The sequence below is a fragment of the Mesorhizobium sp. WSM2240 genome, from assembly GCF_040438645.1.
GTDB lineage: Bacteria > Pseudomonadota > Alphaproteobacteria > Rhizobiales > Rhizobiaceae > Allomesorhizobium.
Window position 1 is genome coordinate 4,743,106 of record NZ_CP159253.1, and the last position, 22,893, is coordinate 4,765,998.

Genomic DNA, 22,893 nt, shown 5'->3' on the forward strand with positions numbered 1-22,893 from the left:
TCAGATCCCCGCCGTCTTGAGGGCGGCGGCCTTCTTGATCGCCGCGCGGATGCGCGGATACGTGCCGCAGCGGCACAGATTGCCGTTCATCGCCTCGTCGATGTCCTGGTCGGTCGGGTCGGGATTGGCTTCGAGCAGCGCCGCCGCGCTCATGATCTGGCCGGCCTGGCAGTAGCCGCATTGCGCCACCTGCTCGTCCAGCCAGGCCTGCTGCACCGGATGCAGCTTGCCGCGGACCGCGAGCCCCTCGATCGTGGTGACCTCGCCCTCGACCTGGCCCACCGGCAGCGTGCAAGAACGCACCGCCTCGCCGCCTATATGCACCGTGCATGCGCCGCAGGCGGCAATGCCGCAGCCGAATTTCGGCCCAGTCTTGCCGGCGAGATCGCGCAGCGCCCACAGGAGCGGCATTTCCGGGTCTGCTTCGAACTCTATTGATTTTCCGTCGACAATGAGGCGCATGGGGGATGCCTTTGGCTTTCCGTCCGAAACGGGCGTGAGACGCCGATCTCTGACAACTTGACAAATTCTGTTATATTGTCAATGGACCATGACGAAGTGAACAAAGTGACGACAGACGCCGAACCCGCCGACCCCAAGCGAGCCCGCATTCTCGAGGCTGCGATGAGGCTCGTCCTCGCCTACGGCTTCTCTCGCACCACGATGGACGACATAGCCCGCGCCGCGGAAATGTCTCGGCCGGCCCTTTATCTCCTGTTCAAGAACAAGACCGAAATCTACCGGGCCATCGCCGCGCAACATTTGGATCAGGCGGTATCGCGCGCCGAAGCGGTACTGCGCCAGGACGGAGCTTTTTCCGACCGCGTGATGTCGATGATCGAGGAGTGCCTGATCGGGATGATGCGCCAGATCGCTGAATCGCCGCACGGCGCCGAGATACTCGACATGAAGAGCACCCTGGCCGGCGATATCGTTTCCGGCTGGAAACAGCGGCTCGGCGCTCTCATCGCGGCGGCGGTCGAAGCCGAGGCGAATGCGAACGGCGTCGATCTCGAAGCCCGCGGCCTGTCGGCGCGGCTTCTCGCGACATTGCTGCTCGACGGCCTCGAAGGCGTGAAGACGCGTATGCGCAATCCCGACGAACAGCGCACCGCCGCCCGCGGGCTGGTCAGAGTGGTCGAGATCGCAATTCAGCCTTAGTGCGTATTCGCTAAGTCCTGCGCCGCGCCGCTGCGGGCTTCTTGTGCGTCGCCATGAATTCCTGGACCCGTTTGCCGAGGCCCTTGCTGCGCATCGGGCGGAACTCCTCGTCGAGGTCGCCGGAGAGATCGAGCGTCGGCCTTTCGCCCACCGCATCGTAATTTTCCTCGAGCCAGTCGCTGGCGGCGGTGCGGCCGAGATCGCGCAGATATTCCAGGAACGCCCATTCGGCATTGATCTTGGACGAGGCCGAAAGATCCTTGAACGCCTCGTCGGCGTCGATCCGGTGCATGCGGATGTCGCGGAATTCCCCGTGCGGCAGGCGACCGGCGGCGATCAATTCCTTGATAAAGGCTATGGCGCGGAATTCCCGCAGAAGCCCCGCATTGAAGGTGATCTCGTCGATGCGATTCTGGATCTCGTTGGCGGATTTCGGGGTACCCTCGCGGATCACCGGATTGATCTGCACCAAAAGCACATCCTCGGTCTCCGTCGCCTTGAAGAACGGGTAGATCGCAGGATTTCCTCCGTATCCGCCGTCCCAATAGGGCGTGCCGCCGATCTCGACCGCCTGGAAAAGCTGCGGCAGGCAGGCCGAGGCCATCACCACGTCGATGTCGATCTCGTCCGGGTTGAAGACGCGAAGCTGGCCGGTCTCGACATTCGTCGCCGAAATGAACAGCTTGATCTCCTTGCAGGCGCGGACATTGTCGAAGTCGATCTCGTCCCGGACCGCATCGCGCAGCGGATTCAGGTTGAGCGGATTGGCGACATAGGGCGAAAGCATGCGCGACACCGTGTCGTACCAGATGTAGCCCGGCGTGTTCTCCACCGACCAGTTGCCCCAGGCGACGTCCCAGGGCGTGCGCTGCACCGGGCTGAAGCGGCCCTTGCGCGCCACGGCTCGCCAGAAATCGTAAAGCTTCTGCCGCGCTCCGTCGGCGCCGCCGCGCACCCAGCCGTCGGCCAGCGCCGCCGCGTTCATCGCGCCGGCGCTTGTGCCGGAGATGGCGGCGAATTCCAGCCGCCCGTCCTCGATCAGCCGGTCGAGCACGCCCCAGGAAAACGCCCCGTGCGAGCCGCCGCCCTGCAGCGCTATGTTGATCGGTTTCTTGTTCGGCGCATGGCCGTTGATGGTCATTGCGGTGTCCTCACTCAGCCGTCCAGCCGCCGTCAACCGAGATATGCGTGCCGTTGATCTGGGCTGCGGCCGGCGAGCACAGGAACGAAACCGTCGCCGCGATCTCCTCCACCGTGACAAACTGCTTGGTCGGCTGGCGATCCAGCATGACCTCGCGGATCACTGTCTCGCGGTCCATGCCGTGCGCTTTCATCTGGTCGGGGATTTGCGCTTCGACCAGCGGCGTCAGCACATAGCCGGGGCAGATCGCGTTGCACGTTATCTTGTCGCGGGCGAGTTCCAGCGCGACGGTCTTGGTCAGGCCCATAATGCCGTGCTTGGCCGAGACATAGGCCGACTTGAACGGCGAAGCGACAAGCCCGTGCGCCGAAGCGATGTTGACGATGCGCCCGCCGCCGGCCTTTTTCATCAGCGGGACAGCGGCCGCGATGGTGTGGAAGGCCGAGGTCAAGTTGATCGCGATGATCGCATCCCATTTCTCGATCGGGAATTCTTCCACCGGCGCGACATGCTGGATGCCGGCATTGTTGACGAGGATGTCGACCGAGCCGAATTTCTCCGCCGCCCGCTCCACCAGGGCCCGGCATTCGAAGGCGTTCGACATGTCGGCCTTGATATAGACGGCCTCGCCTGGATGCTCCTTGGCGATTGTCTCGGCGATCGCGTGATCCTGCGGCGTATCCGAAAAGGAATTGACGACGACATTGCAGCCCTCGGCAGCAAGTGCATGGGCAATTGCCAGGCCGATGCCCGAGGTCGAGCCGGTGACGATGGCGGTCCTTCTTGCGGTCATGATGCTTCTCCGATGATGTTGCGTCGCAGCATACATATTGCATTGCAGCGAAATTGCGAAGCGTATCCGGCCGAACCGCCGGTTCATGCAAGCCGGTGGCGCCGATGGCCTCAACCCGCCCGGCGCAGCAGCATGGCCACCACGAACAACGCACCGATCGAACTGGTTACGATGCCTATCGGCAATTCCTGTGGCGGCAGAAGCGTCCGGGCGACAAGATCGCTGGCGAGGATCAGCACCGCGCCGAACACGGCGGAGGCGGCTATCAGCCGGGCGTGGAGCGGACCGGCAAAACCACGCGCAAGGTGCGGGACCATCAGGCCGACGAAGCCGATGACGCCGGCAACGGAGACGAGGAGGGCCGTCGAGAACGCCGACGCGATGAAAACCTTGGCGCGAAACCGCGCAACGTCCACACCGAGGCTTTCGGCCGTGCTTTCGCCGGCCAGTAGCGCGTCCAGCCTGCGGTTGTTGTACAGGGCAAAGGCGAGGATGAGCAGGCTGCCGGCCGTCGCCAGCAAGATGTTGTCCCAGCGGGCGAGCCCGAGACCGCCCATCGTCCAGAACAGAACCGAATGTGCGGCGCGCTGGTCGCCCGCGAAAACCATGTAATTGGTCAGGGCGATGAAAAGGAAGGAGACCGCGAGGCCGGCGAGGATCAGCCGCTCCGGTCCTTGCCCACGAACACGGCTGACCAGCAGCAGGACGACTCCGGCGGCCAGGATTCCGCCAGTGAAAGCGGCCGCAGGCAGCGTCCAGACACCGAATCTATCGCCGAACATGGTTATGACCGAGACGGCGCCGGCGGCAGCCCCGGACGACAGGCCGAATAGGAAGGGGTCGGCCAGGTCGTTGCGTGTTACCGTCTGCAGGAGAGCGCCGACGGTTCCAAGGCCTGCGCCGACTGATATGGCGAGCAGCATCCGCGGCAGGCGCAGATCGAGAATGATCCTGCCGACCGGACCCGATACGCTTCCATCCACGAAACCGAGCGAAGCAGCCAGCGCCGCGACCACCTCGGACACCGGGATGACCGTCGAGCCATAGGCTATTGAAAGCAGCGCCAGGGCGGCGATTGCCGCCGTCCCTGCCACCATGCTCAGGCGGTATCGTGCCTGCATCGCCGTCAAAACGCGTCCGGATGCATGGCCTTTGCGACCTTGCCGATGGCCTTGATGTTGGCGGGCCCGGGCGTGAGTTCAGCGTAACGCAGAGCAACGAACCGTTCGTTCCTGACCGCATCCGTTTCCTTCATCGCCGGATGCGCCTTCAGGAAGTTAAGGAGCTTGCGATAGCCGGCGTCGTCCTGGTAGTCGAGCAGGATCAGGAATTCGGGATTGCGGGTCGCCACGGTCTCCCAATCCGTCGTGCCCCAGCTGGTTTCCAGATCCGCCATGATGTTCCGGCCGCCGGCCGCTTCGATCATCGCCGTCGGAATCGCGAACTTGCCTGCTGTGAAGGGTTTGTCTTCGCCGGAATCGTAGAGAAAGACTCGGGTTTCACCTGCTGGTGTCTTGCTCCTGATCTCTTCGAGCTCGTTTTTCCATTTCCCGATCAAAGCTTCGGCCTCGCGCTCCTTGCCGAAAATTTTTCCTAGCTTCTCCATGTCGCCGAAAAGCAGATCGAGCGAGGCGGCGGACCGGTTCTTTTGGAGGTGGACACAGCTTTCGGTCAGCACCAGCGTCTTGATGCCGTAGGGGGCGAGCGTGTCGGGCGTCACGTCGCCTCCCGGCTTCATGCCGTAGTACCAGCCGGCGAAGAAGAAGTCCGGCTGAACCGCCACGAGATTCTCGATGGTCGGATATTTCGGGGCGAGTTCCGGGATGGAGCCCTGCTCGGCGGCAAATTCCGGGCCGACCTTGTACCAGCCGGTAATCCCGGTCAGGCCAACGATCGAAGACTGCAGATCCAGGGCGAACGCCATTTCCGCCATGTTGAGATCCTGAATGACGGCGCGCGTGGGGGCGTTTTCAAAGGTCAGCGGAGTTCCGCAATTGTCCACCGTCACCGGAAATGCCCATGCGGGGGCGGCGAACAATGCAAATGCGAGTGAAAGAGAGCAGGTCTTCATGTCCTCGGGTCTCCTTTTGTGCGTTCAAGGGTTGGGATGTCGAACACCGTCAGTTCGCGATCCTCGGCCGGATGGCGCACACGGAAGACGTCGATTGAGAAAACCTGCCGCACGATGGACTGGGTCAGCGTTTCGCGGGGTGTGCCGTAGGCATGAAGCCTGCCCTCTGTCATAACCGCGACCCTAGTGGCGAACGGGGCGACCAGGGGCAGGTCGTGCAGCACCGCTACGACCGTGATCGGCAGGCGGGACACAAGGTCCAGCAATTCGGCGCGCGCCCTCGGATCGAGGTGGTTGGTCGGCTCGTCGAGGAAGAGGATTTTCGGTTCCTGCGCCATGGCACGGGCCAGTTGCGCACGCTGCCTCTCTCCACCGGAAAGGAAGCCGATCGGGCGATCGCTGAAACCGTCGATCGAAGTGCAGTCAAGCGCATTCTGCACGATTCCAGCGTCATCACGCGGATTTCGCCCAGACGAATGCGGGATGCGGCCGAGCGACACGTAGTCGACGACCGACAGACGCGGATCGGGCTGGTCGATCTGGCCGACGATGGCAACGCTGCGCGCTCTTTCGACGTTAGACAGATCGCGCAGGCGACGACCGCCGAGAAGTACATCGCCACTGGCAGGGACGAGCGCGCCGGCCAGCATGCGCAGGAGCGTGGTTTTGCCCGCGCCGTTCGGGCCGATGATCGCCAGCCTTTCGCCCGCCTCTATCCGCAGATCGACATTATCGACGAGCAACCGCCCCGACTGCGAGCGATAGCTGAGTTCGCATGCGGTCATCAGGGGAGAGGTCATGGCCGCTCTCCGACTTCAACGCCGGATAGCCGACACATTCCGGTGGGAGCGCTCGACAGGGCTGAATCATTCTTCTGCAACCGCGTTTTCCTTCCGAATGACTGCGGAAGGAAGCGGATCGCACGGGTCGAGACGGCCGCGCATCGTTTCCTCCCGGCACACCCCGTCCGGTTCAAGTACTCAGGTGATGGCAGGTCTCCTGGCTCGCGGGTCTCGGCATTGCTCGGCCTTCCCGATCGTCGGATCAGTGGCGTTATCGAGCGTTGCTCACCGCTTACAGTTGCGGGGGCAGCCACGGCATTGGCTCGAAAGAGCCGCACCGTGTTCCCTTTTCACCCCTGGCGCTCGCGCGTTCGGGGAACCATCACGGGTGACGCTATCGGGAGTCGCGGACCGGGACAAGATGGGTCTCACAATTTCGCCTCCGTCACGACGCACCGTTTGTGCCGCTGTGATTGCGGCGATATACCGGAGTCTCGCACGCCGGAACCAACCAGGAAAACTCCATGAAAGCCGTCGTCTTCGAGAAATTCGGCACGCCGCCAAGCCTGCAAAACGTCCCCGATCCCACGCCCTCGCCCGACGGCGTGGTGGTAAAGGTCGAGGCGACCGGGCTCTGCCGTAGCGACTGGCACGGCTGGATGGGCCATGACCCGGACATCACGCTGCCGCATGTACCGGGCCACGAGCTTGCCGGGACTATCCAGGCGGTTGGCGGGCACGTCAGGAATTGGAACATCGGCGACCGCGTCACCGTGCCGTTCGTGGCCGGCTGCGGCCATTGCTTCGAATGTAATTCGGGCAACCACCAGGTCTGCGAGCGCCAGTTCCAGCCTGGTTTCAGCGCGTGGGGATCGTTTGCCGAATATGTTGCGCTCGACTTCGCCGACACCAATCTCGTCCGCCTGCCGGATGAACTGGATTTCGCCACCGCGGCCGCCCTCGGCTGCCGCTTCGTCACCTCGTTCCGCGCAATAGTCGACCAGGGTCGGACGAAACCCGGTGAATGGGTCGCGGTGCATGGCTGCGGCGGCGTCGGCCTGTCGGCGATCATGATCGCCACAGCGATGGGCGCCAACGTCGTCGCCATCGATCTGACCGACGAGAAGCTTGATTTCGCCCGGCAAATGGGCGCGGTCGCCACCATAAACGCCGCCAAAACCGAAAATGTGGTGCGCGCGGTCAAGCAGGTCACCAGGGGCGGCGCCCATGTTTCGATCGACGCGCTCGGCCATCCCGCGACCTGCTACAATTCTATCTCCAATCTGCGCCGGCGCGGCCGTCACGTTCAGGTCGGGCTGATGCTGGGCGACCATGCCAGGGCACAGGTGCCGATGAGCAAGGTCATCGCCTTCGAGCTTGAAATTCTCGGCAGCCACGGCATGCAGGCATTCCGCTACGGCGCGATGATGGACATGATCGCGACCGGCAAGCTTGCGCCGCAAAAACTCGTTGGAAGAAAGATCAGCCTCGCCGAAGCGCCGCAAGCGCTGATGGCCATGGACAAGTTCGAGGGGCTGGGCATCGGCGTCATCACGAGTTTTTGACACCCGGCGCTCTCACGCAATTACTTGACTCAGTCAACTATTTCCATGACATTGATCGGAGCAGCGGAGGCTCCGATGACCGAAATCGCGATCCCATCCAAAGAACAGATCGCGGATGTTCGGGCGTTTACCCGGTTCTACACGCGCCAGATCGGCCTGCTCCAGGAGCGGCTGCACAAAAGCGCTTTTTCGCTGACCGAAGCCCGAGTGCTCTACGAACTCGCCCACCGCGATGGCCTGACCGCAACCGATCTCGGCCGCGACCTGGGGCTGGACGCCGGCTATCTCAGCCGTCTTCTGAAGAAATTCGAAAGCCGCGGGCTTGTGACCAAGGCACCGTCGCCGGCGGATGCACGCCAGTCCATGCTGACGATCACGGAGGCGGGCCGCAAGGCTTTCGAGCCGCTTGACCAGGCGTCGCGGGAAGAAGTTGCGGGATTGCTCGGCCGCCTTTCCACGGAACACCGCGAGGCCGTCGTCTCGGCCATGCAGCGGGTTCAGCGCCTGCTCGGCCAGGATCAGAAGCCGGAGAAAGTCTCCTATAGCCTGCGGCCGCTTCAGGTCGGCGATATCGGCTGGATCGTCCACCGGCAGGGCGTCCTCTACGCGCGGGAATATGGCTGGGACGAAAGCTACGAGGCGCTGGCGGCCGAAATTCTCGCCGGCTTCGTCAAGTCATTCGACCCGGAACACGAGAATGCCTGGATCGCGGAGCGCGAAGGCAAGGTGGTCGGCTCGGTCTTTCTCATGCGCAAATCCGCCGACGTGGCGAAACTGCGCCTGCTCTATGTCGAGCCCTCGGCGCGCGGTCTCGGCGTCGGCCGCCGGCTGGTCGACGAGTGCATCGGATTCGCCCGCGCCAAGGGCTACAAGACCCTGACGCTGTGGACCAATGACGTGCTCGTCTCGGCGCGCCGCATCTATCAGGCTGCCGGCTTCCGATTGGTCGGTGAGGAGCGCCACCATTCCTTCGGCAAGGATCTTGTCGGCCAGACCTGGGACCTCGCGCTCTGACCTGCGAATCGACTTCGCCATTGACATAACGAGCGCCGTCCTCCACCTCATGGCGGAATTTTCGCTCGAAGAGGCCGCCCGATGACCGGGTATTTTTCCGCCCCCTTTGCCCGCCGCAAGTCGGTCGGCGTTGATGTCGGCGGCGTGATGGTCGGCGGCGGCGCGCCGGTCGTCGTCCAGTCGATGACCAATACCGACACCGCCGATGTCGACCAGACGGTGCGCCAAGTCGCGGCGCTGCACCGCGCCGGTTCCGAGATCGTGCGCATCACCGTCGATCGCGACGAGGCCGCCGCCGCCGTGCCCGGCATTCGCGAGCGGCTCGACCGGCTCGGCATCAACGTGCCGCTGGTCGGCGACTTCCACTATATCGGCCACCGCCTGCTTGCCGATCATCCCGAATGCGCCGAGGCGCTGGCGAAGTACCGCATCAACCCGGGCAATGTCGGCTTCAAGGAAAAGAAGGACAAGCAGTTCGGCGCCATCGTCGAAATGGCGATACGCTACGGCAAGCCGGTGCGCATCGGCGTCAATTGGGGGTCGCTCGACGCCGACCTTCTGACCCGGCTTATGGACGAGAACCAGAAGCAAGGCTCGCCGCTGACGGCGCAGGAGGTGACGCGCGAAGCGATCGTGCAGTCGGCGCTGCTTTCCGCGCATGCGGCCGAGGAGATTGGGCTTGCCCGCGATAAGATCATCCTGTCGGCGAAGGTCAGCCAGGTGCAGGATCTGATCGCCGTCTATACCGAGTTGGCGAAGCGCTCCGACCACGCCCTGCATCTCGGCCTGACCGAGGCCGGCATGGGCTCCAAGGGCATCGTCGCCTCCTCGGCGGCAATGGGCATATTGCTGCAGCAGGGCATCGGCGACACGATCCGCGTCTCGCTGACGCCCGAACCGAACGGTGACCGCACCCGCGAAGTGCAGGTGGCGCAGGAACTCCTGCAGACCATGGGCTTCCGCCAGTTCGTGCCGACCGTGGCGGCCTGCCCCGGCTGCGGCCGCACCACCTCGACCGTGTTCCAGGAACTGGCGCAGAACATCCAGGCGGATCTGCGCAAGAACATGCCTCTCTGGCGCGAGAAATATCCGGGCGTCGAGGACCTGAAGGTTGCGGTGATGGGCTGCATCGTCAACGGACCGGGCGAATCGAAACATGCCGACATCGGCATTTCGCTGCCCGGCACCGGCGAGATGCCGACCGCGCCGGTGTTCATCGACGGCCGCAAGGCTGCGACGCTGCGCGGTCCCGACATCGCCGAGGAATTCGAAAAGATGGTCGCGGACTATATCGAGCAGCGCTTCGGGCGCAGCGGCAAGGCCGCGGCGGAGTAGAACGATGCGGGCTGCCCGGCGAACGCTGCGCCTGGCCTCTGCAGTACTCCTTGCGGCCTGCGCTCCGGCCGGGGCCGAACCTTCGTCGGCGCTCGGACCGCCGCCCGTGACGATCGACCGGGTTTGCGACCTGATCGAAATCCATGCCGAGCGCAACAACCTGCCCAAGGATTTTTTCGCGCGGCTGATCTGGAAGGAAAGCCGCTTCGACGCAAATGCCGTCAGCCCTGCGGGCGCGGAGGGCATCGCGCAGTTCATGCCGGGCACGGCTGCGCTGCGAGGCCTCGACGACAGTTTCGACATCGAGAAGGCGATACCGGCCTCGGCGCGATACCTCGGCGAGTTGAGATTGGGCTTCGGAAATCTCGGACTCGCGGCGGCGGCCTACAATGCCGGCGAGAACCGCGTCTCGCGCTGGCTGTCCTCCGGTGGTTTCCTGCCGCTCGAAACGGAGGATTACGTGCTCGACATCATGGGCGAGTATGCGGAAAATTTTACCAATGCGGCATACACGGGAACGATCCGGCCGCTCGACCCGAAGGCGCCGTTCGACGAATCCTGCCGGCGCCTGCCGGCTATCCAGTCGGCGGTGACCGCCATGGCGACCGTCAACATCAAGCCCTGGGGCGTCCAGGTGGCGGGAAATTTCCGCCGCGCAGCCGCGATAAAGCAGTGGCAGCGTCTGAAGGGCCGGTTTTCGGCGCTGCTCGCCGATTACGAGCCGGTCGTCAGCCGCGTGCGCACGCCGATCGGCCGGCGTGGCATCTATGCAGTCAGGATCGGCGTCGACAACCGCGCCAACGCCGACATCATCTGCCAGCAGTTGCGCGGCGCCGGCGGATCGTGCGTCGTGGTGCGGAACCGCTAGATGGGCGTTTCTGATCGGCCGTCGCGGTGCTAAAGAGCGGGTCGCCGCACCAGGTTTGGATTTTAAATGCTCCACAATGCATCAGTTGATGACCGTCTCTACAGAGATCCGGATCTTGTTCAGTTCTACGACATCGAGAATGAAGGCGGCGAGGATCTGGCTTATTGCCTTCGACTGGCTGAAGGCAGGCAATCGGTTCTTGATCTGGGATGCGGCACCGGTCAACTCGCAGCAGCCCTGGCGAATGGCAGATCTGTCACAGGCGTCGATCCGGCAGCCGCCATGCTCGAAATTGCTCGACATCGCTCAAATGGACATAAGGTCAGCTGGGTCGAAGCGGATGCACGCGATGTCCGGCTTGGGCTGAAGTTCGATCTGGTGCTTTTGACCGGACATGCCTTCCAGGTGTTTCTCACAAGGAGCGATCAAGAGGCGGTTCTGCGGACCATCGCTTGCCATCTAGCACCCGCAGGACGCTTCATCTTCGACAGCCGAAATCCCGCGATGGAAGAGTGGCGGACCTGGAATCCGCAACAATCGGAAAGAATCCTTGAGCATCCACGGCTTGGCGCCGTCAAGGCATGGAACGATTCGAGCCAGGATGCAGCCACAGGCGTAGTGACTTACGAGACGCATTATGAAGTTTTGGCGAGCGGGCGGCGCCTCTCTGCCAAGTCGGACATATCGTTCCCGACCAAGGAAGCTCTAGCCGAAATGCTTGACGGCGCTGGCCTCGTCGTCGAGGAATGGCTGGGCGACTGGCTAGGCGGGCCCTATCGCCAGACCTCGCCCGAGATCATCCCGATCGGCCGTTTGCGCTAACCCCTGTCTCTGCTCTTCACGCCGTTTTCGCCAGCGCGCTCTCGCTGAGCCAGGAGCCGATCTTGGCACCGAGGCGGTCCGGCGAGACCGGCTTCGGGATATAATCGTCCATGCCGGATTCCAGGCATTTTTCGCGATCGCCCTTCAGCGCATGCGCGGTGACGCCGATGATCGGAATGTGCGCGCCGGTGGATTTCTCGAACTCCCGGATGGCGTGCGCGGCCTCGTAGCCGTTCATTTCCGGCATCGAGACGTCCATCAGGATCAGCTTCGGCTGCAGCGAGCGGTGCATCTCGACAGCGGTGCGGCCATTGGCGGCGATGCGATAGGAGAGGCCTAGGCCGGAGAGTATCTGTCCGAACACCATCTGGTTCACCTCATTGTCCTCGGCGACCAGAATGTCGAGCGGCGCATTGCCGGGGAGGGCCGCATCGCGCTCTTGCCCGGCAGCCGGCCCGCCGCGCAGCGTCGTGAAGGCCGACGCGACGGCGTTCTGCAACTGCTGTACCGGCTCGCGGACGAACTGGGCCTTGCCAACCTGAGTGCGGGCGCGCTGGATCACGGCGATCACCGTGCCGAGAAGCATGGCCGAGCGGGCGGGCTTAGTCAGGTGCGCGGCAATGCCGTAATCGACGACCAGCCGGCCGAAATCGATGTGATCCACCGACGTCAGGAGCACCACGGGAATGCCGGAAAGCCGGACATCGGAGCTTATCGCCTTGGCGACGTCGGCGCCGCTCATGCCGGGCATCTGGTAGTCGAGGATGATGCAGTCGACCGCCGCCCCGAGCTGGCTGGCGCGATCAAGGAAGGCGAGGCCGACGGCGCCGCTTTCGGCGGCCGCGCAATCGAAGCCCCAGCTTCTCAACTGCTCCAGCAGGATCTCACGGTTCACCGGATTGTCGTCGATGACCAGCACACGTGCGCCGGTGACGTCGACCGGGACGATCTCGTTCTTCGTGCCTGCCTCGTGGACGGGCAGCGGCACGGAGAACCAGAAGACGGAGCCGCGGCCGACCTCGCTCTCTATGCCGATCGTGCCGCCCATAAGGTCGACCAGCCTGGCGGCGATCGCCAAACCTAGCCCGGTGCCTTCGTGCCGGCGGGTCGACGATCCGTCGACCTGGGCGAATTTCTCGAACACGGTCTGCAGCTTGTCGGCCGGTATGCCGATGCCGGTATCCTCGACCCGGACCTTGAGCTGGACCGTCTCCTCGATCACCTCGCCGGATACGTCGATCAGGACATGACCCTTTTCGGTGAACTTCACCGCGTTGCCGACCATGTTGGTGACGATCTGGCGAAAGCGGCCGACGTCACCCACAACGTCGCTTGGCAGCCGGGGGTCTACACGAACGATGAGTTCGAGGTTCTTCTCGGCGACGCGGGCCGAGATCAGCGTGGCGACATCCTCGACCGCTTCGGCCAGCCGGAACGGCGCAGGATCGAGAGTCAGCTGGCCGGCATTGATCTTCGAGAAGTCGAGAATGTCGTTGATGATGGTGATCAGCGCATTGCCGGATTTGACGATGACCTCGGTGAAAGTCTTCTGGCGCGGCGTGAGTTCGGTTTTGGCCAAGAGTTCGGCCATGCCTAGCACGCCGTTCATCGGCGTGCGGATCTCGTGACTCATATTGGCAAGAAATTCGGACTTGGCGCGGTCGGCAGCCTCGGCCTTGAACAGCGATTCCGATGACTGGGCGAAAGCCCGACGGATGGCCTCTTCCATCGGCCGGAAAATCCAGACGGCGACGCTCGCGAGTACAGCCAGCAATGCAGCACTCGCCCAGAGCAGAAGCGCGTTGCCGCGCGCCTCGACCAGCTTGTGTTCGGCGTCCAGCGCCGCGCCGGCGCGTATAAGCGACGGCTGGGCAAAAAACTTGTTCTGGTTATTGATCTCGCGATAGGCGGCTTCGTCCGGGGCCTGGGCCGTGGCCAATACTCCTAGATTGCGGACCATATCGCGGGCCGACCAGAACAGATCGCCATTGATGGAGGCGGAATCGAGTTCGTCCGCGGTCCCCTTGGAGAGGCGTGACCTGACATTCGCCACAGCTGCGGTCAGCGCCTCTATGCTGGCGTTCAGGCGCTCGGCGTGGCCGTGGGCCGCAGATTTGAGCGCGTCGCGCGTCTCGGCTCGCCACGCCGTAGTGGTGGTATCGGCGAAGTTGGTGGCGTTGCGCAAATCGCGCGCAAGCGAGACCATCTGTTCGCTGATCGCGTCTATATCGTGCCGGAATGCGTTGACGCCGTTGAGCGCATAGATGATCGCGGCGGAGGTCAGCGCGAAGGCAAGCAGACCAGAAAGATACCGGATCCGGACGGACCGGATGAACGATGAATAGTCGGGCAACGCACTCTCCGGACACATACGCAAAACTTTACAGATCCGGATTACGCCTCATTACCATTAAAAAAACGTTCAAGCGCAAGGCTTTGGCCAATATCACCGCAGCAGCGTTGCGATTCGAAGGCCGCTCAGTTCCGGCGATCTGCTATGAAGCTTGCGGCGGACTTCAGAATCGCCGCGCGCTCGCCATAGGGTTCCAGTATCGCATGGGCCTGTCCGATCAGGCCGGAAAGCTGGCTGCGCGCCCATTCCACGCCGTGCAGTGCCGCAAGCGTCGCCTTGCCGGCCGCCTGGTCCTTGCCGGTCGCCTTGCCCATGGTCTCGGCATTGGCAGTGAGGTCGAGGAGGTCGTCGGCGAGTTGGAAGGCCAGCCCGATGGCCGAGCCGAATTCGGCCAGGCGTTCGCGATCAGGCGCCGGCGCGCCGCCGACGATCGCACCCGCCTCGCAGGCAAAGCGGATCAATGCGCCCGTCTTCATCGCCTGCAGAGTGATGATGCCGGTCTCGTCCGGCGGTTTGCGCGCAGCCTGCAGGTCCAGCGCTTGCCCTCCGACCATGCCGCCGACACCGGCGGCGCGCGCCAGCCCGAGGACAAGGTCGAGCCGTGTCTGCGCAGACAGATTTCCGTCGCGCCGCTCGGCGGCCGCGCCATCGGCCAATATGTCAAAGGCCAGCGTCAAGAGACCGTCGCCGGCGAGAATGGCGGTCGCCTCGTCAAATGCCCTGTGGACGGTCGGTTGGCCGCGGCGGAGATCGTCGTTGTCCATCGCCGGCAAATCGTCATGGATCAGCGAATAGCAATGCACACATTCCAACGCCGCAGCGGCCCACAACGCGGCTTCGCTGCCGGATTCGGGATCGAACAGGGCCGAACTTTCCAGCACCAGAAAAGGCCGCAAGCGCTTGCCGCCATTGAGCACGCCGTGCCGCATCGCCGCCATGAGGCTCGCCGGCCGCGCGATCTCGCCGCTGCGGGCGCGGTCGTCGAGCAGCCGCCGCAACAGCGCCTCGACTGCTTCGGCGTGTGCCTCAAGAATGGCCTCGAACGGCAATTCGGCTGAAATCGTCATGATCCGACCGTTTACGGCAATCGCGCACCCGGTCAAGCGTCCGCAATCCTCTCTGTTGCCGGCCAGACGTTGCGCGAAAGGCCAAGCACCATTATGCCGGATCGGAAGAGAGGCAGAGGCAGGCGGCTTGGACGAACCGATAGTCGATCCCGAGACCGAGAGGCTGGCGATGGCGCCGAAGCGGAGACGAAGATCGCGCGCCGCGACAGGCCTGTGGGTCCGCCGCACAGTGATGGCTGCGCTTGCGCTCGCGCTTCTGCCGGTGGTGCTGACGCTCCTCTATCTCCTGCCCTTCGTGCATCCGGTCTCGACGCTCATGCTGAAGGATCTGGCGACGTTTTCGGGCTATGACAGGCGCTGGGTGCCGCTTGAAGACATCGCGCCGGTGCTCGCCCATTCCGTCATCATGTCGGAGGACGGGCAGTTCTGCTCGCATCACGGCATCGATCTCGGCGAATTGAAGGTAGTGCTCGACGATGCGCTGGCCGGCGAAGCGACGCGCGGCGCCTCCACTATCCCGATGCAGACGGTGAAGAACCTCTATCTGTGGAACGGCCGCTCCGTGGTGCGCAAGGCGCTCGAACTGCCGCTGGCGGTGTATTTCGATATGGTGATGCCCAAGTGGCGGATCATGGAAATTTACCTGAACATCGCGGAATGGGCGCCGAACGTCTATGGTATCGAGGCCGCCGCACAGCACCATTTCGGTGTTTCGGCCAGCCAACTGACGCCCCGCCAAGCTGCCCTGCTGGCGGTGACGCTGCCCAATCCGGCTGCACGTAACCCGGCCCGGCCCGGCCCAGGCCTGAAGCGGCTCGCCAACACGATCGAACGGCGGGCGGCGCGATCGGGTGGTTATGTCCGCTGCCTCGAATGACGGGCCTGTGAGCTTCAGGTGATGCCGACCTTACCTGAATCTCGGCACGCCCGAGCCAGTCGTCAGACTCGCCCAGCGGGCATAGCGCCGCACGCTTCAAAAAATTTCGCGGCGGGCTGGTCAATCGCGGCTTTGCCGTGTATAGGCTCGCCGACTTTCTCAGATTCCGGTCCGGATCGAACAACTCTTCAACAAGAGCATGCCGGACCTTTACCGATAGATGGAGCAATTCCATGGCTGTGCCAAAACGAAAAACTTCGCCGTCCAAGCGCGGCATGCGCCGTTCGGCCGATGCGCTGAAGGCCCCGACCTATGTCGAGGACAAGAATTCCGGCGAGATGCGCCGCCCGCATCACATCGACCTGAAGACCGGCATGTATCGCGGCCGCCAGGTGCTGACGCCGAAGGAAAGCTGAGCGCTTACAGCGTCCATGCCTAGACGAATAAGGGACCGGCCAAGCGCCGGTCCTTTTCGTTTGGGCGGGTGCTTGACGCTGCAAAATCCTGCCTTCATAGGCCGTCAATCCAATGTCGGGCGCATGATCTGATCCGAAGGATCTGCAACTTTTCGGGACCATGCCAGGTGGGAGATTCCAAATGCTTTCCAGCATTCCGCTGCTGATCGTGCCGTTCATTCTCTACAATATGGGCCTGGCCGGCTTTTTCGGCGGCGGTCCGGAAGGCGATCCCTGGGCGACGGAGATATTCTCGTTCACCATGATGTCCGGCGGCGAGTTTTCGATGACGCTCGGCATTTCGCTGATCGTGGTCGCACTCCTGCTGCTCTTCATTGAGATAGTGAAGTCGACGCGCACCTCGAATGCCTCGGTGGTCGATCATCTGCTTTCCACTTTCGTTTTCGCGGCTTTCCTGGTCGAGTTCCTGCTGGTCAAAGGCGCGGCCCATCCGGTGTTCTTCACGCTGATGGTGATCACCCTGGTCGACGTGCTGGCTGGATTCTCGGTGTCGCTGCGCGCCTCCGGGCGCGACGTTCATCTGGGGTAGCAGGGTACTACGTTTCCTTCCCGTCGAGGGCGGCACGCTCCCGCAGGGGACAGTTTACTTTTTTCCGCCCGCGCCAACCTCTCGACTGCCGCGGCCTTTCCGCGGAAAGTAAACTGTCCCCGGCTCGCACCTCTCCGTCGCCACGCCCGCTGCCGCGTCTGACCATTGTCAAAGAACGCTCCTCATTGGCGAGGAGTAGTCGGGAAGCGGGGCGCGAGGCCGTGCCTCCTAAAGTAAAATAACGTGGCGCGGTCTCCACGCCCCGCCGGCGCTTTGTCGTTTCCATCCGTTCCGCTGGGCGGTTTGCCGGGACCGAAGCCGGTCGCCTCATCGACATTCGGCTTCACGCGGGAGCGTGCCAGTGTTGGCCCCTCAGCCCGCTGATCCCGGGCCGCCCTGTGTGCTCGTCCAGCACTCCGGGACCGTAGTGTCCCGGCGGGAACCCTTGGACGGAACCTGCCCGGGCCTGCCGGCTACGTTGGTGGCAGGACGGAGGCGCCGGTTCCTCCCCACAGATCACCGTCGCGACCGGTGTTCCCGCGGGAGAAACTGCCGGTGATAATGCGCGACAGCCAGGATGCGTGGACAAATCAGCGTGCCAAGATTCTTCAAGAATCTTACATCCCATTGATCTGGAAGGAAGATTTCTTCAACTGGCTCGATACGAGGGCGGGTTTTGTCCACATCCACAACAAACTCCCCGCTCGAGCCGCCAAAAAAAATCGTCCCATTTGTCGGAAAGACATCTCCTCGTTCGTCCTTGAGACGAGAGACGGCTGCGTCGGGCACGCGCCGTTCGGCTCAACACGATCTCAAGAAAGGATCCTGCGATGAAGGTTACTCAACATCTCTGGTTCGAGAAGGACATGGAGGCGGCCATCGGCTTCTACACCTCCCTCATTCCCGGCTCGTCGGTCCACTGGGTCTCGGCAGTGCCCGCCGACAACCCGAGCGGACCCGCGGGCAGCGTCAAGATCGCGGCCTTCACGCTCGGCGACCAGCGCTACATGGCGATCGAGGCGGGTCCGCTCGACCCGTTCAACCACAGCTTCTCAATCATGGTCGAATGTGAAACCCAGGCCGAGATCGACCGGCTTTGGGACGCTCTGAAGGAGGGCGGCTCGACAGAGCAATGCGGCTGGTTGAGGGACCGTTGGGGCCTTTCCTGGCAGATCGCGCCCCAGCAGCTCGGCGAACTCATGAACGATCCCGATCAGGCCAAGGCCAAACGGGTCACCGAAGCGATGCTCAAGATGGTGAAGTTCGACATTGCCGAGCTTGAGGCTGCGGCAAAAGGCTGAGCTGTCGGTGTTGGCCGGCCTTCCTGCCTACCTGCCGGGTTCCCGCTGCTTCGTGGCGTCCCGGCGTTGCCCAGCCCTCCGCTAGGGCTCCGGGCGTTCGTCATTCGAAAAGCCAAATCGTTGGCTTTTCGTCCGCTACGCGGACCATTCCTGCCGGGTCCCCGCTGCTGCGCAGCGTCCCGGCGTTCGCTCGCCTTTCGCCATGCCACCGGCATGGCGAATTCGCGTTCCGCGAACCGGCGGCTCACCCCATAGAATCGATCTTGCGCTGCATGGCGGCGATCTGGTCCTTCAATTCCTGAAGGTCGTCGGATTTTGGCGAAGATTCCTTCTTTTCCGGCTCGGGTGGCGGCGGGGCGGAGGATCCGGCCGGCGGGAAGGGCGTGAACAGGCGCATGGCGTTCTGGAACATTTCCATGTTGCGCCGCGTCTGCTCCTCCAGCGCCTTGAGCGGCGGCGGCATCTTCATCATGTCGATCGAGCCTTTGCCGAGGGCCGACTTCATCTGCTCGCGAAAGCGCTCCTGCTCCTTGGCGAAGGCGCTCATCGACTGCTCGAGGAAGCTCGGCACGATCATCTGCATCTGGTCGCCGTAGAAAGCGATAAGCTGGCGCAGGAACGGGATCGGCAGCATGTTCTGCCCGTCCTTGTTCTCCAGCTCGAAGATGATCTGCGTCAGCACCGGATGGGTGATATCGTCGCCGGTCTTGGCGTCCTGGACGGTGAAATCCTCGCCCTTCTTGACCATCTCGGCCAAATCTTCCAGCGTCACATAGGTGCTGGTGCCCGTGTTGTAGAGCCGTCGGTTGGCGTATTTTTTTATTACCACCGGATCGTCTTTTGCGGGCATCCATATTCCTCCCAGGAACTCCGGGGCTTGCGTAAGCAGCCGGTAACGATTGCGCCGAAAACAGGATATGCGCAAAAGCGTCACGAATCCAAGCGCTTTGTGCAGTGCGAAAGTTCATGCTGCAGTCATGCTGCGGCTAACGGCGCAGCATGCCGCCGCCCCGCCGCCTGACGCAGGGCTGCCGGCCGGCAATTCGATTTGACTCGGCTGGAGGAAAGGGCAAGAAAAGCCTGACCGCTCGACACTTCCAGCACCAGCCCGGAGACGAAAATGTCCGCTTCCAACGCAATCGTAGTCGCCAGCGCCGCCCGCACGCCTGTCGGTTCCTTCAACGGCGCCTTCGCCAACACCACGGCGCACGAACTCGGCACGGTCGTGATCAAAGAAGTGCTGGCGCGCGCCGGCGTCGACGGGCAGGAGGTCGACGAGGTCATCCTCGGCCAGGTGCTGACAGCGGGCGAAGGCCAGAACCCGGCCCGGCAGGCCTCGATCGGCGCCGGCCTGCCCAAGGAAACCACTGCCTGGGGTCTCAACCAGGTTTGCGGATCGGGCTTGCGCGCCATCGCGCTCGGCATGCAGCAGATCGCCACCGGCGACGCCAAGATCATCGTGGCCGGCGGCCAGGAATCGATGTCGATGTCGCCGCACTGCCAGCATATGCGCGCCGGCGTGAAGATGGGCGATTTCAAGCTGATCGACACCATGATCAAGGACGGACTGTGGGACGCCTTCCACGGCTATCATATGGGCATCACCGCCGAGAACGTGGCGCGCCAGTGGCAGTTGAGCCGCGAGACGCAGGACGAGTTCGCGCTTCGCTCCCAGAACAAAGCCGAGGCCGCGCAGAAGGCCGGAAAATTCAAGGACGAGATCGTCGCGGTGACGGTGAAGGGACGCAAGGGCGACACCATCGTCGACCAGGATGAATATATCCGCCATGGCGCGACCATCGACGCCATGCAGAAGCTGCGCCCCGCCTTCGACAAGGAAGGCACGGTGACGGCCGGCAACGCATCGGGGTTGAACGACGGCGCGGCGGCGACTGTGCTGATGACCGAGGCTGAAGCTTCGCGCCGCGGGATCACGCCGCTGGTGCGCATCGTTTCCTGGGCGACCGCCGGCGTGGATCCGCAGATCATGGGCACCGGACCCATTCCCGCCTCGCGCCGCGCGCTGGAGAAGGCCGGCTGGTCGGTCGGCGACCTCGATCTGGTCGAGGCCAACGAAGCGTTCGCCGCACAGGCCTGCGCCGTGAACAAGGATATGGGCTGGGATCCGGAGATCGTGAACGTCAATGGCGGCGCCATCGCCATCGGACATCCGATCGGCGCATCCGGCGCGCGCATCTTCAACACGCTGGCCTTCGAGATGCGCAGACGCGGCGCGAAGAAGGGCCTGGCCACGCTTTGCATCGGCGGCGGTATGGGCGTGGCGATGTGCGTGGAGGCAATGAACTGAGAAGCAAGGCAGTCGGGAATAGGCAGTAGGCAGTGGGAGAGCAAAAGCGCGCAGTCGAAGACGCAGTTCTTTTGCCTACTGCCTACTGCCGCTACCGGTTTCGGATAAGAACATCGAGGGAGGAAAGATATGACCAGAACGGCACTCGTCACGGGCGGATCGCGCGGCATAGGCGCGGCGATCGCCATCGCGTTGAAAAAGGCCGGCTATAACGTTGCCGCGAACTATGCCGGCAATGACGAGGCGGCCAAGAAATTCACCGACGAGACCGGGATCGGCACCTACAGATGGTCGGTGGCAGACTATGAAGCCTGCGTCGCCGGCATCAAGGCGGTCGAGGACGATGTCGGGCCGGTCGACATTCTGGTCAACAATGCCGGCATCACGCGCGACGCGCCTTTCCACAAGATGACGCCGCAGCAGTGGCGCGAGGTCATGGACACCAACCTCAACGGCGTCTTCAACATGACGCACCCGCTGTGGAACGGCATGCGGGAGAGAAAATTCGGCCGTGTCATCACCATCTCGTCGATCAACGGCCAGAAAGGCCAGTTCGCCCAAGCGAACTACTCGGCGGCAAAGGCGGGCGATCTTGGCTTCACCAAGGCGCTGGCGCAGGAAGGCGCCCGCGCCGGCATAACCGTCAACGCGGTCTGCCCCGGCTATATCGCTACCGATATGGTGATGGCGGTGCCCGAAAAGGTTCGCGAATCAATCATCGCGCAGATCCCGGTCGGGCGGCTCGGCGAAGCCGGCGAAATCGCGCGCTGCGTCGTCTTCCTTGCATCGGATGAAGCCGGCTTCATCACCGGCTCGACGATTACCGCCAATGGCGGGCAGTATTTCGCCTGATCGGCAACATCACAGGACATGAAAACGGCGCCCAAGGGCGCCGTTTTCTCGACCGTGCCGATGGTTCAGGCCGGCGTCAGGCCGGCGTGCCGGCGACCACGCCCGGCCGCTTCTCGAACAGGACGTTATTGGCCAAGCCTGCGAGCGCAGCGCCGACGATCGGCGCAACCCAGAACAGCCAGAGTTGCTGGATTGCCCAGCCTCCAACGAACAGGGCAGGCCCGGTCGAGCGGGCCGGATTCACCGAAGTGTTGGTCACCGGTATCGATATCAGATGGATCAGCGTCAGCGTGAGCCCGATGGCGATCGGCGCGAAGCCGGCCGGCACGTCGCCTGAGGTGACACGCAGGATGATCATCAGGAACATGAAGGTCAGCACGATCTCGGCCAGGAGCGCCGCACCCATCGAATAGCCGCCGGGCGAATGCTCGCCATAGCCGTTCGAGGCGAAGCCGCCTGCCAGCGAGAAATCCGCCTTGCCGGTGGCGATCAGGTAGAGGACCGCCGAGCCCACGACCGCGCCGACGATCTGGGCGGCGACATAGGGGAGAAGATCTTTTGCCGGAAAGCGGCCAGCGACGAGCAGGCCGACCGAGACGGCCGGATTGAAGTGGCCGCCGGAAATGCCGCCGACAGCATAGGCCATCGTCAGAACCGTCAGGCCGAAGGCCAGCGAAACACCAAGCAGCCCGATGCCGACATCGGGGAACGCGGCGGCGAGAACGGCGCTGCCGCAGCCGCCGAAGACAAGCCAGAAAGTGCCGAGAAATTCGGCGAAGAGACGTTTAGACATGGTGATGCCCTCCAGGTACCAAGGACCTGATGAAGCCACCAAATCGCGAAAAATACAATCGGAGCGCGAAAGTTTCCGGTGCGGAAAGTCTTTGCCGGGTCCTTACGGCTTGCTGCCTGCCGACAGAACGGGCGCCGGGCCGGGGTCGCCGATCGCGACCCATGCGGCTGCGTTTTCGGAGGACTGGCGCTTGACGAATTTGTACCCCTTCGCGGCCTCCCAGCTCCGAACCGCCGGATGAAGATTGTCGAGCACGAAGTCTCCTTCCGTGGTTCGTAGCGTCAGGATGGCGTGGCCTTCCCCGCTTTGTCTCTTCACCACCGTCAAAAGCACGTTCGAAGGCGACAAGCCCTGTTCCTCGATCAGGATGCGGCGCTTGAGCAGCGCAAAATCCTCGCAATCGCCGGCAATCTTGGGAAAGGTCCACAACTCTTCCTTGCCGAAGAGTTCCCGGTCCGTCTTCGGAGCAATCTCAGAATTGATGCGATCGTTGATCCGCCTGACGGCCGCCCACGCCGCTTCGTCCAGCGCCTCAGGACCGGACGGCTCCGCGATCCTGGCACATTCTTCGCGCCATTTCTTGCAGAATTCGAAATGGCCGATCGGCGAACTGGTCGGGCCGCCGATGTCCATCGGACGTGCAGCGGCATCCGGCGCAAACGCCGCCAAAGCCAAAATCGCAGCCACCAGCCTGAACAGGATCGGATCCCCCTTAGATTGCTATCGAGCCGAGCACGCAAGAGACGTGCCAATGTCGGCAAACGATGTCGGGTAAATTCGTTGAC

The 22,893-nt window shown here is 63.2% G+C and carries 24 protein-coding genes and 1 riboswitch; of the genes, 13 read left to right on the plus strand and 11 right to left on the minus strand.

Annotation, left to right across the window (positions count from 1 at the left end):
• The gene (locus ABVK50_RS23500; protein WP_353644289.1) at nucleotides 1–462 is read right to left on the minus strand and encodes a (2Fe-2S)-binding protein; all 462 of its coding nucleotides are present in this window, start codon (nucleotides 460–462) and stop codon (nucleotides 1–3) included.
• 96 nt (nucleotides 463–558) lie between these two features.
• Between ABVK50_RS23500 and ABVK50_RS23505 the strand changes: the two genes are divergently transcribed.
• Nucleotides 559–1,161 (plus strand): helix-turn-helix domain-containing protein, encoded by a 603-nt coding sequence (locus ABVK50_RS23505; protein WP_353644288.1) that lies wholly within the window; start codon nucleotides 559–561, stop codon nucleotides 1,159–1,161.
• Between the two features lie 10 nt (nucleotides 1,162–1,171).
• Here the strand turns inward: ABVK50_RS23505 and ABVK50_RS23510 are convergent, their stop codons facing one another.
• The 5 genes from ABVK50_RS23510 to ABVK50_RS23530 form a co-directional block, all read right to left on the minus strand.
• Nucleotides 1,172–2,302 carry a patatin-like phospholipase family protein gene (locus ABVK50_RS23510; protein WP_353644287.1) on the minus strand — a complete coding sequence of 377 codons (1,131 nt, stop codon included), beginning with the start codon at nucleotides 2,300–2,302 and terminating at the stop codon, nucleotides 1,172–1,174.
• Between the two features lie 10 nt (nucleotides 2,303–2,312).
• A complete protein-coding gene (locus ABVK50_RS23515; RefSeq protein ID WP_353644286.1) occupies nucleotides 2,313–3,095 on the minus strand; it encodes a 3-hydroxybutyrate dehydrogenase in 783 nt (260 codons plus the stop codon).
• A gap of 110 nt (nucleotides 3,096–3,205) precedes the next feature.
• On the minus strand, nucleotides 3,206–4,192 hold the full coding sequence (locus ABVK50_RS23520; protein WP_353644285.1) for an iron ABC transporter permease: 987 nt from the start codon (nucleotides 4,190–4,192) through the stop codon (nucleotides 3,206–3,208).
• Between the two features lie 29 nt (nucleotides 4,193–4,221).
• The gene (locus ABVK50_RS23525) at nucleotides 4,222–5,166 is read right to left on the minus strand and encodes an ABC transporter substrate-binding protein (RefSeq protein ID WP_353644284.1); all 945 of its coding nucleotides are present in this window, start codon (nucleotides 5,164–5,166) and stop codon (nucleotides 4,222–4,224) included.
• Nucleotides 5,163–5,966, minus strand: a complete 804-nt coding sequence (locus ABVK50_RS23530) for an ABC transporter ATP-binding protein (RefSeq protein ID WP_353644283.1) — start codon at nucleotides 5,964–5,966, stop codon at nucleotides 5,163–5,165. Before ABVK50_RS23530 ends, ABVK50_RS23525 begins: the two co-directional genes overlap by 4 nt.
• Nucleotides 5,967–6,137: 171 nt before the next feature.
• Nucleotides 6,138–6,347, minus strand: a riboswitch (cobalamin riboswitch).
• 125 nt (nucleotides 6,348–6,472) lie between these two features.
• Here ABVK50_RS23530 and ABVK50_RS23535 point away from each other — a divergent pair.
• From ABVK50_RS23535 to ABVK50_RS23555, 5 genes are all read left to right on the plus strand, one after another.
• A complete protein-coding gene (locus ABVK50_RS23535; RefSeq protein ID WP_353644282.1) occupies nucleotides 6,473–7,513 on the plus strand; it encodes a zinc-dependent alcohol dehydrogenase family protein in 1,041 nt (346 codons plus the stop codon).
• A 75-nt stretch (nucleotides 7,514–7,588) separates the two neighbouring features.
• On the plus strand, nucleotides 7,589–8,527 hold the full coding sequence (locus ABVK50_RS23540) for a bifunctional helix-turn-helix transcriptional regulator/GNAT family N-acetyltransferase (protein ID WP_353644281.1): 939 nt from the start codon (nucleotides 7,589–7,591) through the stop codon (nucleotides 8,525–8,527).
• 81 nt (nucleotides 8,528–8,608) lie between these two features.
• A complete protein-coding gene (gene ispG / locus ABVK50_RS23545) occupies nucleotides 8,609–9,862 on the plus strand; it encodes a flavodoxin-dependent (E)-4-hydroxy-3-methylbut-2-enyl-diphosphate synthase (protein ID WP_353644280.1) in 1,254 nt (417 codons plus the stop codon).
• Between the two features lie 4 nt (nucleotides 9,863–9,866).
• The gene (locus tag ABVK50_RS23550; protein WP_353644279.1) at nucleotides 9,867–10,730 is read left to right on the plus strand and encodes a lytic transglycosylase domain-containing protein; all 864 of its coding nucleotides are present in this window, start codon (nucleotides 9,867–9,869) and stop codon (nucleotides 10,728–10,730) included.
• A 66-nt stretch (nucleotides 10,731–10,796) separates the two neighbouring features.
• Nucleotides 10,797–11,552, plus strand: coding sequence for a methyltransferase domain-containing protein (locus ABVK50_RS23555; RefSeq protein ID WP_353644278.1), 756 nt, complete (start codon nucleotides 10,797–10,799; stop codon nucleotides 11,550–11,552).
• A gap of 16 nt (nucleotides 11,553–11,568) precedes the next feature.
• Here the strand turns inward: ABVK50_RS23555 and ABVK50_RS23560 are convergent, their stop codons facing one another.
• Both ABVK50_RS23560 and ABVK50_RS23565 read right to left on the minus strand, forming a co-directional pair.
• Nucleotides 11,569–13,905: a response regulator gene (locus ABVK50_RS23560; RefSeq protein ID WP_353644277.1), complete on the minus strand. Its 2,337-nt coding sequence runs from the start codon at nucleotides 13,903–13,905 to the stop codon at nucleotides 11,569–11,571.
• 125 nt (nucleotides 13,906–14,030) lie between these two features.
• Complete coding sequence (locus ABVK50_RS23565) at nucleotides 14,031–14,972, minus strand: polyprenyl synthetase family protein (RefSeq protein ID WP_353644276.1); 942 nt, start codon at nucleotides 14,970–14,972, stop codon at nucleotides 14,031–14,033.
• A 169-nt stretch (nucleotides 14,973–15,141) separates the two neighbouring features.
• Between ABVK50_RS23565 and ABVK50_RS23570 the strand changes: the two genes are divergently transcribed.
• The 5 genes from ABVK50_RS23570 (at nucleotide 15,142) to ABVK50_RS23590 (ending at nucleotide 18,155) form a co-directional block, all read left to right on the plus strand.
• Complete coding sequence (locus ABVK50_RS23570; protein ID WP_353645837.1) at nucleotides 15,142–15,849, plus strand: transglycosylase domain-containing protein; 708 nt, start codon at nucleotides 15,142–15,144, stop codon at nucleotides 15,847–15,849.
• 233 nt (nucleotides 15,850–16,082) lie between these two features.
• Nucleotides 16,083–16,265, plus strand: coding sequence for a 50S ribosomal protein L32 (gene rpmF / locus ABVK50_RS23575; RefSeq protein WP_008834724.1), 183 nt, complete (start codon nucleotides 16,083–16,085; stop codon nucleotides 16,263–16,265).
• A gap of 181 nt (nucleotides 16,266–16,446) precedes the next feature.
• Entirely contained in the window at nucleotides 16,447–16,854 is a 408-nt protein-coding gene (locus ABVK50_RS23580) for a hypothetical protein (RefSeq protein WP_353644275.1), read from the plus strand.
• 561 nt (nucleotides 16,855–17,415) lie between these two features.
• Complete coding sequence (locus tag ABVK50_RS23585; protein WP_353646971.1) at nucleotides 17,416–17,688, plus strand: hypothetical protein; 273 nt, start codon at nucleotides 17,416–17,418, stop codon at nucleotides 17,686–17,688.
• The gene (locus ABVK50_RS23590) at nucleotides 17,685–18,155 is read left to right on the plus strand and encodes a VOC family protein (RefSeq protein ID WP_353644274.1); all 471 of its coding nucleotides are present in this window, start codon (nucleotides 17,685–17,687) and stop codon (nucleotides 18,153–18,155) included. The genes ABVK50_RS23585 and ABVK50_RS23590 overlap by 4 nt, the downstream gene beginning before the upstream one ends.
• Nucleotides 18,156–18,399: 244 nt before the next feature.
• On the opposite strand, the gene phaR is transcribed toward ABVK50_RS23590, so the two are convergent.
• A complete protein-coding gene (gene phaR / locus ABVK50_RS23595) occupies nucleotides 18,400–19,005 on the minus strand; it encodes a polyhydroxyalkanoate synthesis repressor PhaR (RefSeq protein WP_353644273.1) in 606 nt (201 codons plus the stop codon).
• A gap of 270 nt (nucleotides 19,006–19,275) precedes the next feature.
• On the opposite strand from phaR, the gene ABVK50_RS23600 reads away from it, so the two are divergent.
• Together ABVK50_RS23600 and phbB are read left to right on the plus strand one after the other, a co-directional pair.
• Nucleotides 19,276–20,463 carry an acetyl-CoA C-acetyltransferase gene (locus ABVK50_RS23600; protein WP_353644272.1) on the plus strand — a complete coding sequence of 396 codons (1,188 nt, stop codon included), beginning with the start codon at nucleotides 19,276–19,278 and terminating at the stop codon, nucleotides 20,461–20,463.
• A 129-nt stretch (nucleotides 20,464–20,592) separates the two neighbouring features.
• A complete protein-coding gene (gene phbB / locus ABVK50_RS23605) occupies nucleotides 20,593–21,315 on the plus strand; it encodes an acetoacetyl-CoA reductase (RefSeq protein WP_353644271.1) in 723 nt (240 codons plus the stop codon).
• Nucleotides 21,316–21,391: 76 nt separating this feature from the next.
• Here the strand turns inward: phbB and aqpZ are convergent, their stop codons facing one another.
• Nucleotides 21,392–22,108, minus strand: a complete 717-nt coding sequence (gene aqpZ / locus ABVK50_RS23610) for an aquaporin Z (protein ID WP_353644270.1) — start codon at nucleotides 22,106–22,108, stop codon at nucleotides 21,392–21,394.
• A gap of 102 nt (nucleotides 22,109–22,210) precedes the next feature.
• Nucleotides 22,211–22,741 carry a transglutaminase-like cysteine peptidase gene (locus ABVK50_RS23615; protein WP_353646972.1) on the minus strand — a complete coding sequence of 177 codons (531 nt, stop codon included), beginning with the start codon at nucleotides 22,739–22,741 and terminating at the stop codon, nucleotides 22,211–22,213.
• Between the last annotated feature and the right edge of the window lie 152 nt (nucleotides 22,742–22,893).

What these genes read in the sequence shown, in the direction of transcription:
- ABVK50_RS23500 (WP_353644289.1), bottom strand. Translation starts at nt 462, where the DNA reads ATGCGCCTCATTGTCGACGGAAAATCAATAGAGTTCGAAGCAGACCCG.
- ABVK50_RS23510 (WP_353644287.1), bottom strand. Translation starts at nt 2,302, where the DNA reads ATGACCATCAACGGCCATGCGCCGAACAAGAAACCGATCAACATAGCG.
- ABVK50_RS23515 (WP_353644286.1), bottom strand. Translation starts at nt 3,095, where the DNA reads ATGACCGCAAGAAGGACCGCCATCGTCACCGGCTCGACCTCGGGCATC.
- ABVK50_RS23520 (WP_353644285.1), bottom strand. Translation starts at nt 4,192, where the DNA reads ATGGTGGCAGGGACGGCGGCAATCGCCGCCCTGGCGCTGCTTTCAATA.
- ABVK50_RS23525 (WP_353644284.1), bottom strand. Translation starts at nt 5,166, where the DNA reads ATGAAGACCTGCTCTCTTTCACTCGCATTTGCATTGTTCGCCGCCCCC.
- ABVK50_RS23530 (WP_353644283.1), bottom strand. Translation starts at nt 5,966, where the DNA reads ATGACCTCTCCCCTGATGACCGCATGCGAACTCAGCTATCGCTCGCAG.
- ABVK50_RS23535 (WP_353644282.1), top strand. Translation starts at nt 6,473, where the DNA reads ATGAAAGCCGTCGTCTTCGAGAAATTCGGCACGCCGCCAAGCCTGCAA.
- ABVK50_RS23540 (WP_353644281.1), top strand. Translation starts at nt 7,589, where the DNA reads ATGACCGAAATCGCGATCCCATCCAAAGAACAGATCGCGGATGTTCGG.
- ispG (WP_353644280.1), top strand. Translation starts at nt 8,609, where the DNA reads ATGACCGGGTATTTTTCCGCCCCCTTTGCCCGCCGCAAGTCGGTCGGC.
- ABVK50_RS23550 (WP_353644279.1), top strand. Translation starts at nt 9,867, where the DNA reads ATGCGGGCTGCCCGGCGAACGCTGCGCCTGGCCTCTGCAGTACTCCTT.
- ABVK50_RS23555 (WP_353644278.1), top strand. Translation starts at nt 10,797, where the DNA reads ATGCTCCACAATGCATCAGTTGATGACCGTCTCTACAGAGATCCGGAT.
- ABVK50_RS23565 (WP_353644276.1), bottom strand. Translation starts at nt 14,972, where the DNA reads ATGACGATTTCAGCCGAATTGCCGTTCGAGGCCATTCTTGAGGCACAC.
- ABVK50_RS23570 (WP_353645837.1), top strand. Translation starts at nt 15,142, where the DNA reads ATGGCGCCGAAGCGGAGACGAAGATCGCGCGCCGCGACAGGCCTGTGG.
- rpmF (WP_008834724.1), top strand. Translation starts at nt 16,083, where the DNA reads ATGGCTGTGCCAAAACGAAAAACTTCGCCGTCCAAGCGCGGCATGCGC.
- ABVK50_RS23580 (WP_353644275.1), top strand. Translation starts at nt 16,447, where the DNA reads ATGCTTTCCAGCATTCCGCTGCTGATCGTGCCGTTCATTCTCTACAAT.
- ABVK50_RS23585 (WP_353646971.1), top strand. Translation starts at nt 17,416, where the DNA reads ATGCGCGACAGCCAGGATGCGTGGACAAATCAGCGTGCCAAGATTCTT.
- ABVK50_RS23590 (WP_353644274.1), top strand. Translation starts at nt 17,685, where the DNA reads ATGAAGGTTACTCAACATCTCTGGTTCGAGAAGGACATGGAGGCGGCC.
- phaR (WP_353644273.1), bottom strand. Translation starts at nt 19,005, where the DNA reads ATGCCCGCAAAAGACGATCCGGTGGTAATAAAAAAATACGCCAACCGA.
- ABVK50_RS23600 (WP_353644272.1), top strand. Translation starts at nt 19,276, where the DNA reads ATGTCCGCTTCCAACGCAATCGTAGTCGCCAGCGCCGCCCGCACGCCT.
- phbB (WP_353644271.1), top strand. Translation starts at nt 20,593, where the DNA reads ATGACCAGAACGGCACTCGTCACGGGCGGATCGCGCGGCATAGGCGCG.
- aqpZ (WP_353644270.1), bottom strand. Translation starts at nt 22,108, where the DNA reads ATGTCTAAACGTCTCTTCGCCGAATTTCTCGGCACTTTCTGGCTTGTC.
- ABVK50_RS23615 (WP_353646972.1), bottom strand. Translation starts at nt 22,741, where the DNA reads ATGGACATCGGCGGCCCGACCAGTTCGCCGATCGGCCATTTCGAATTC.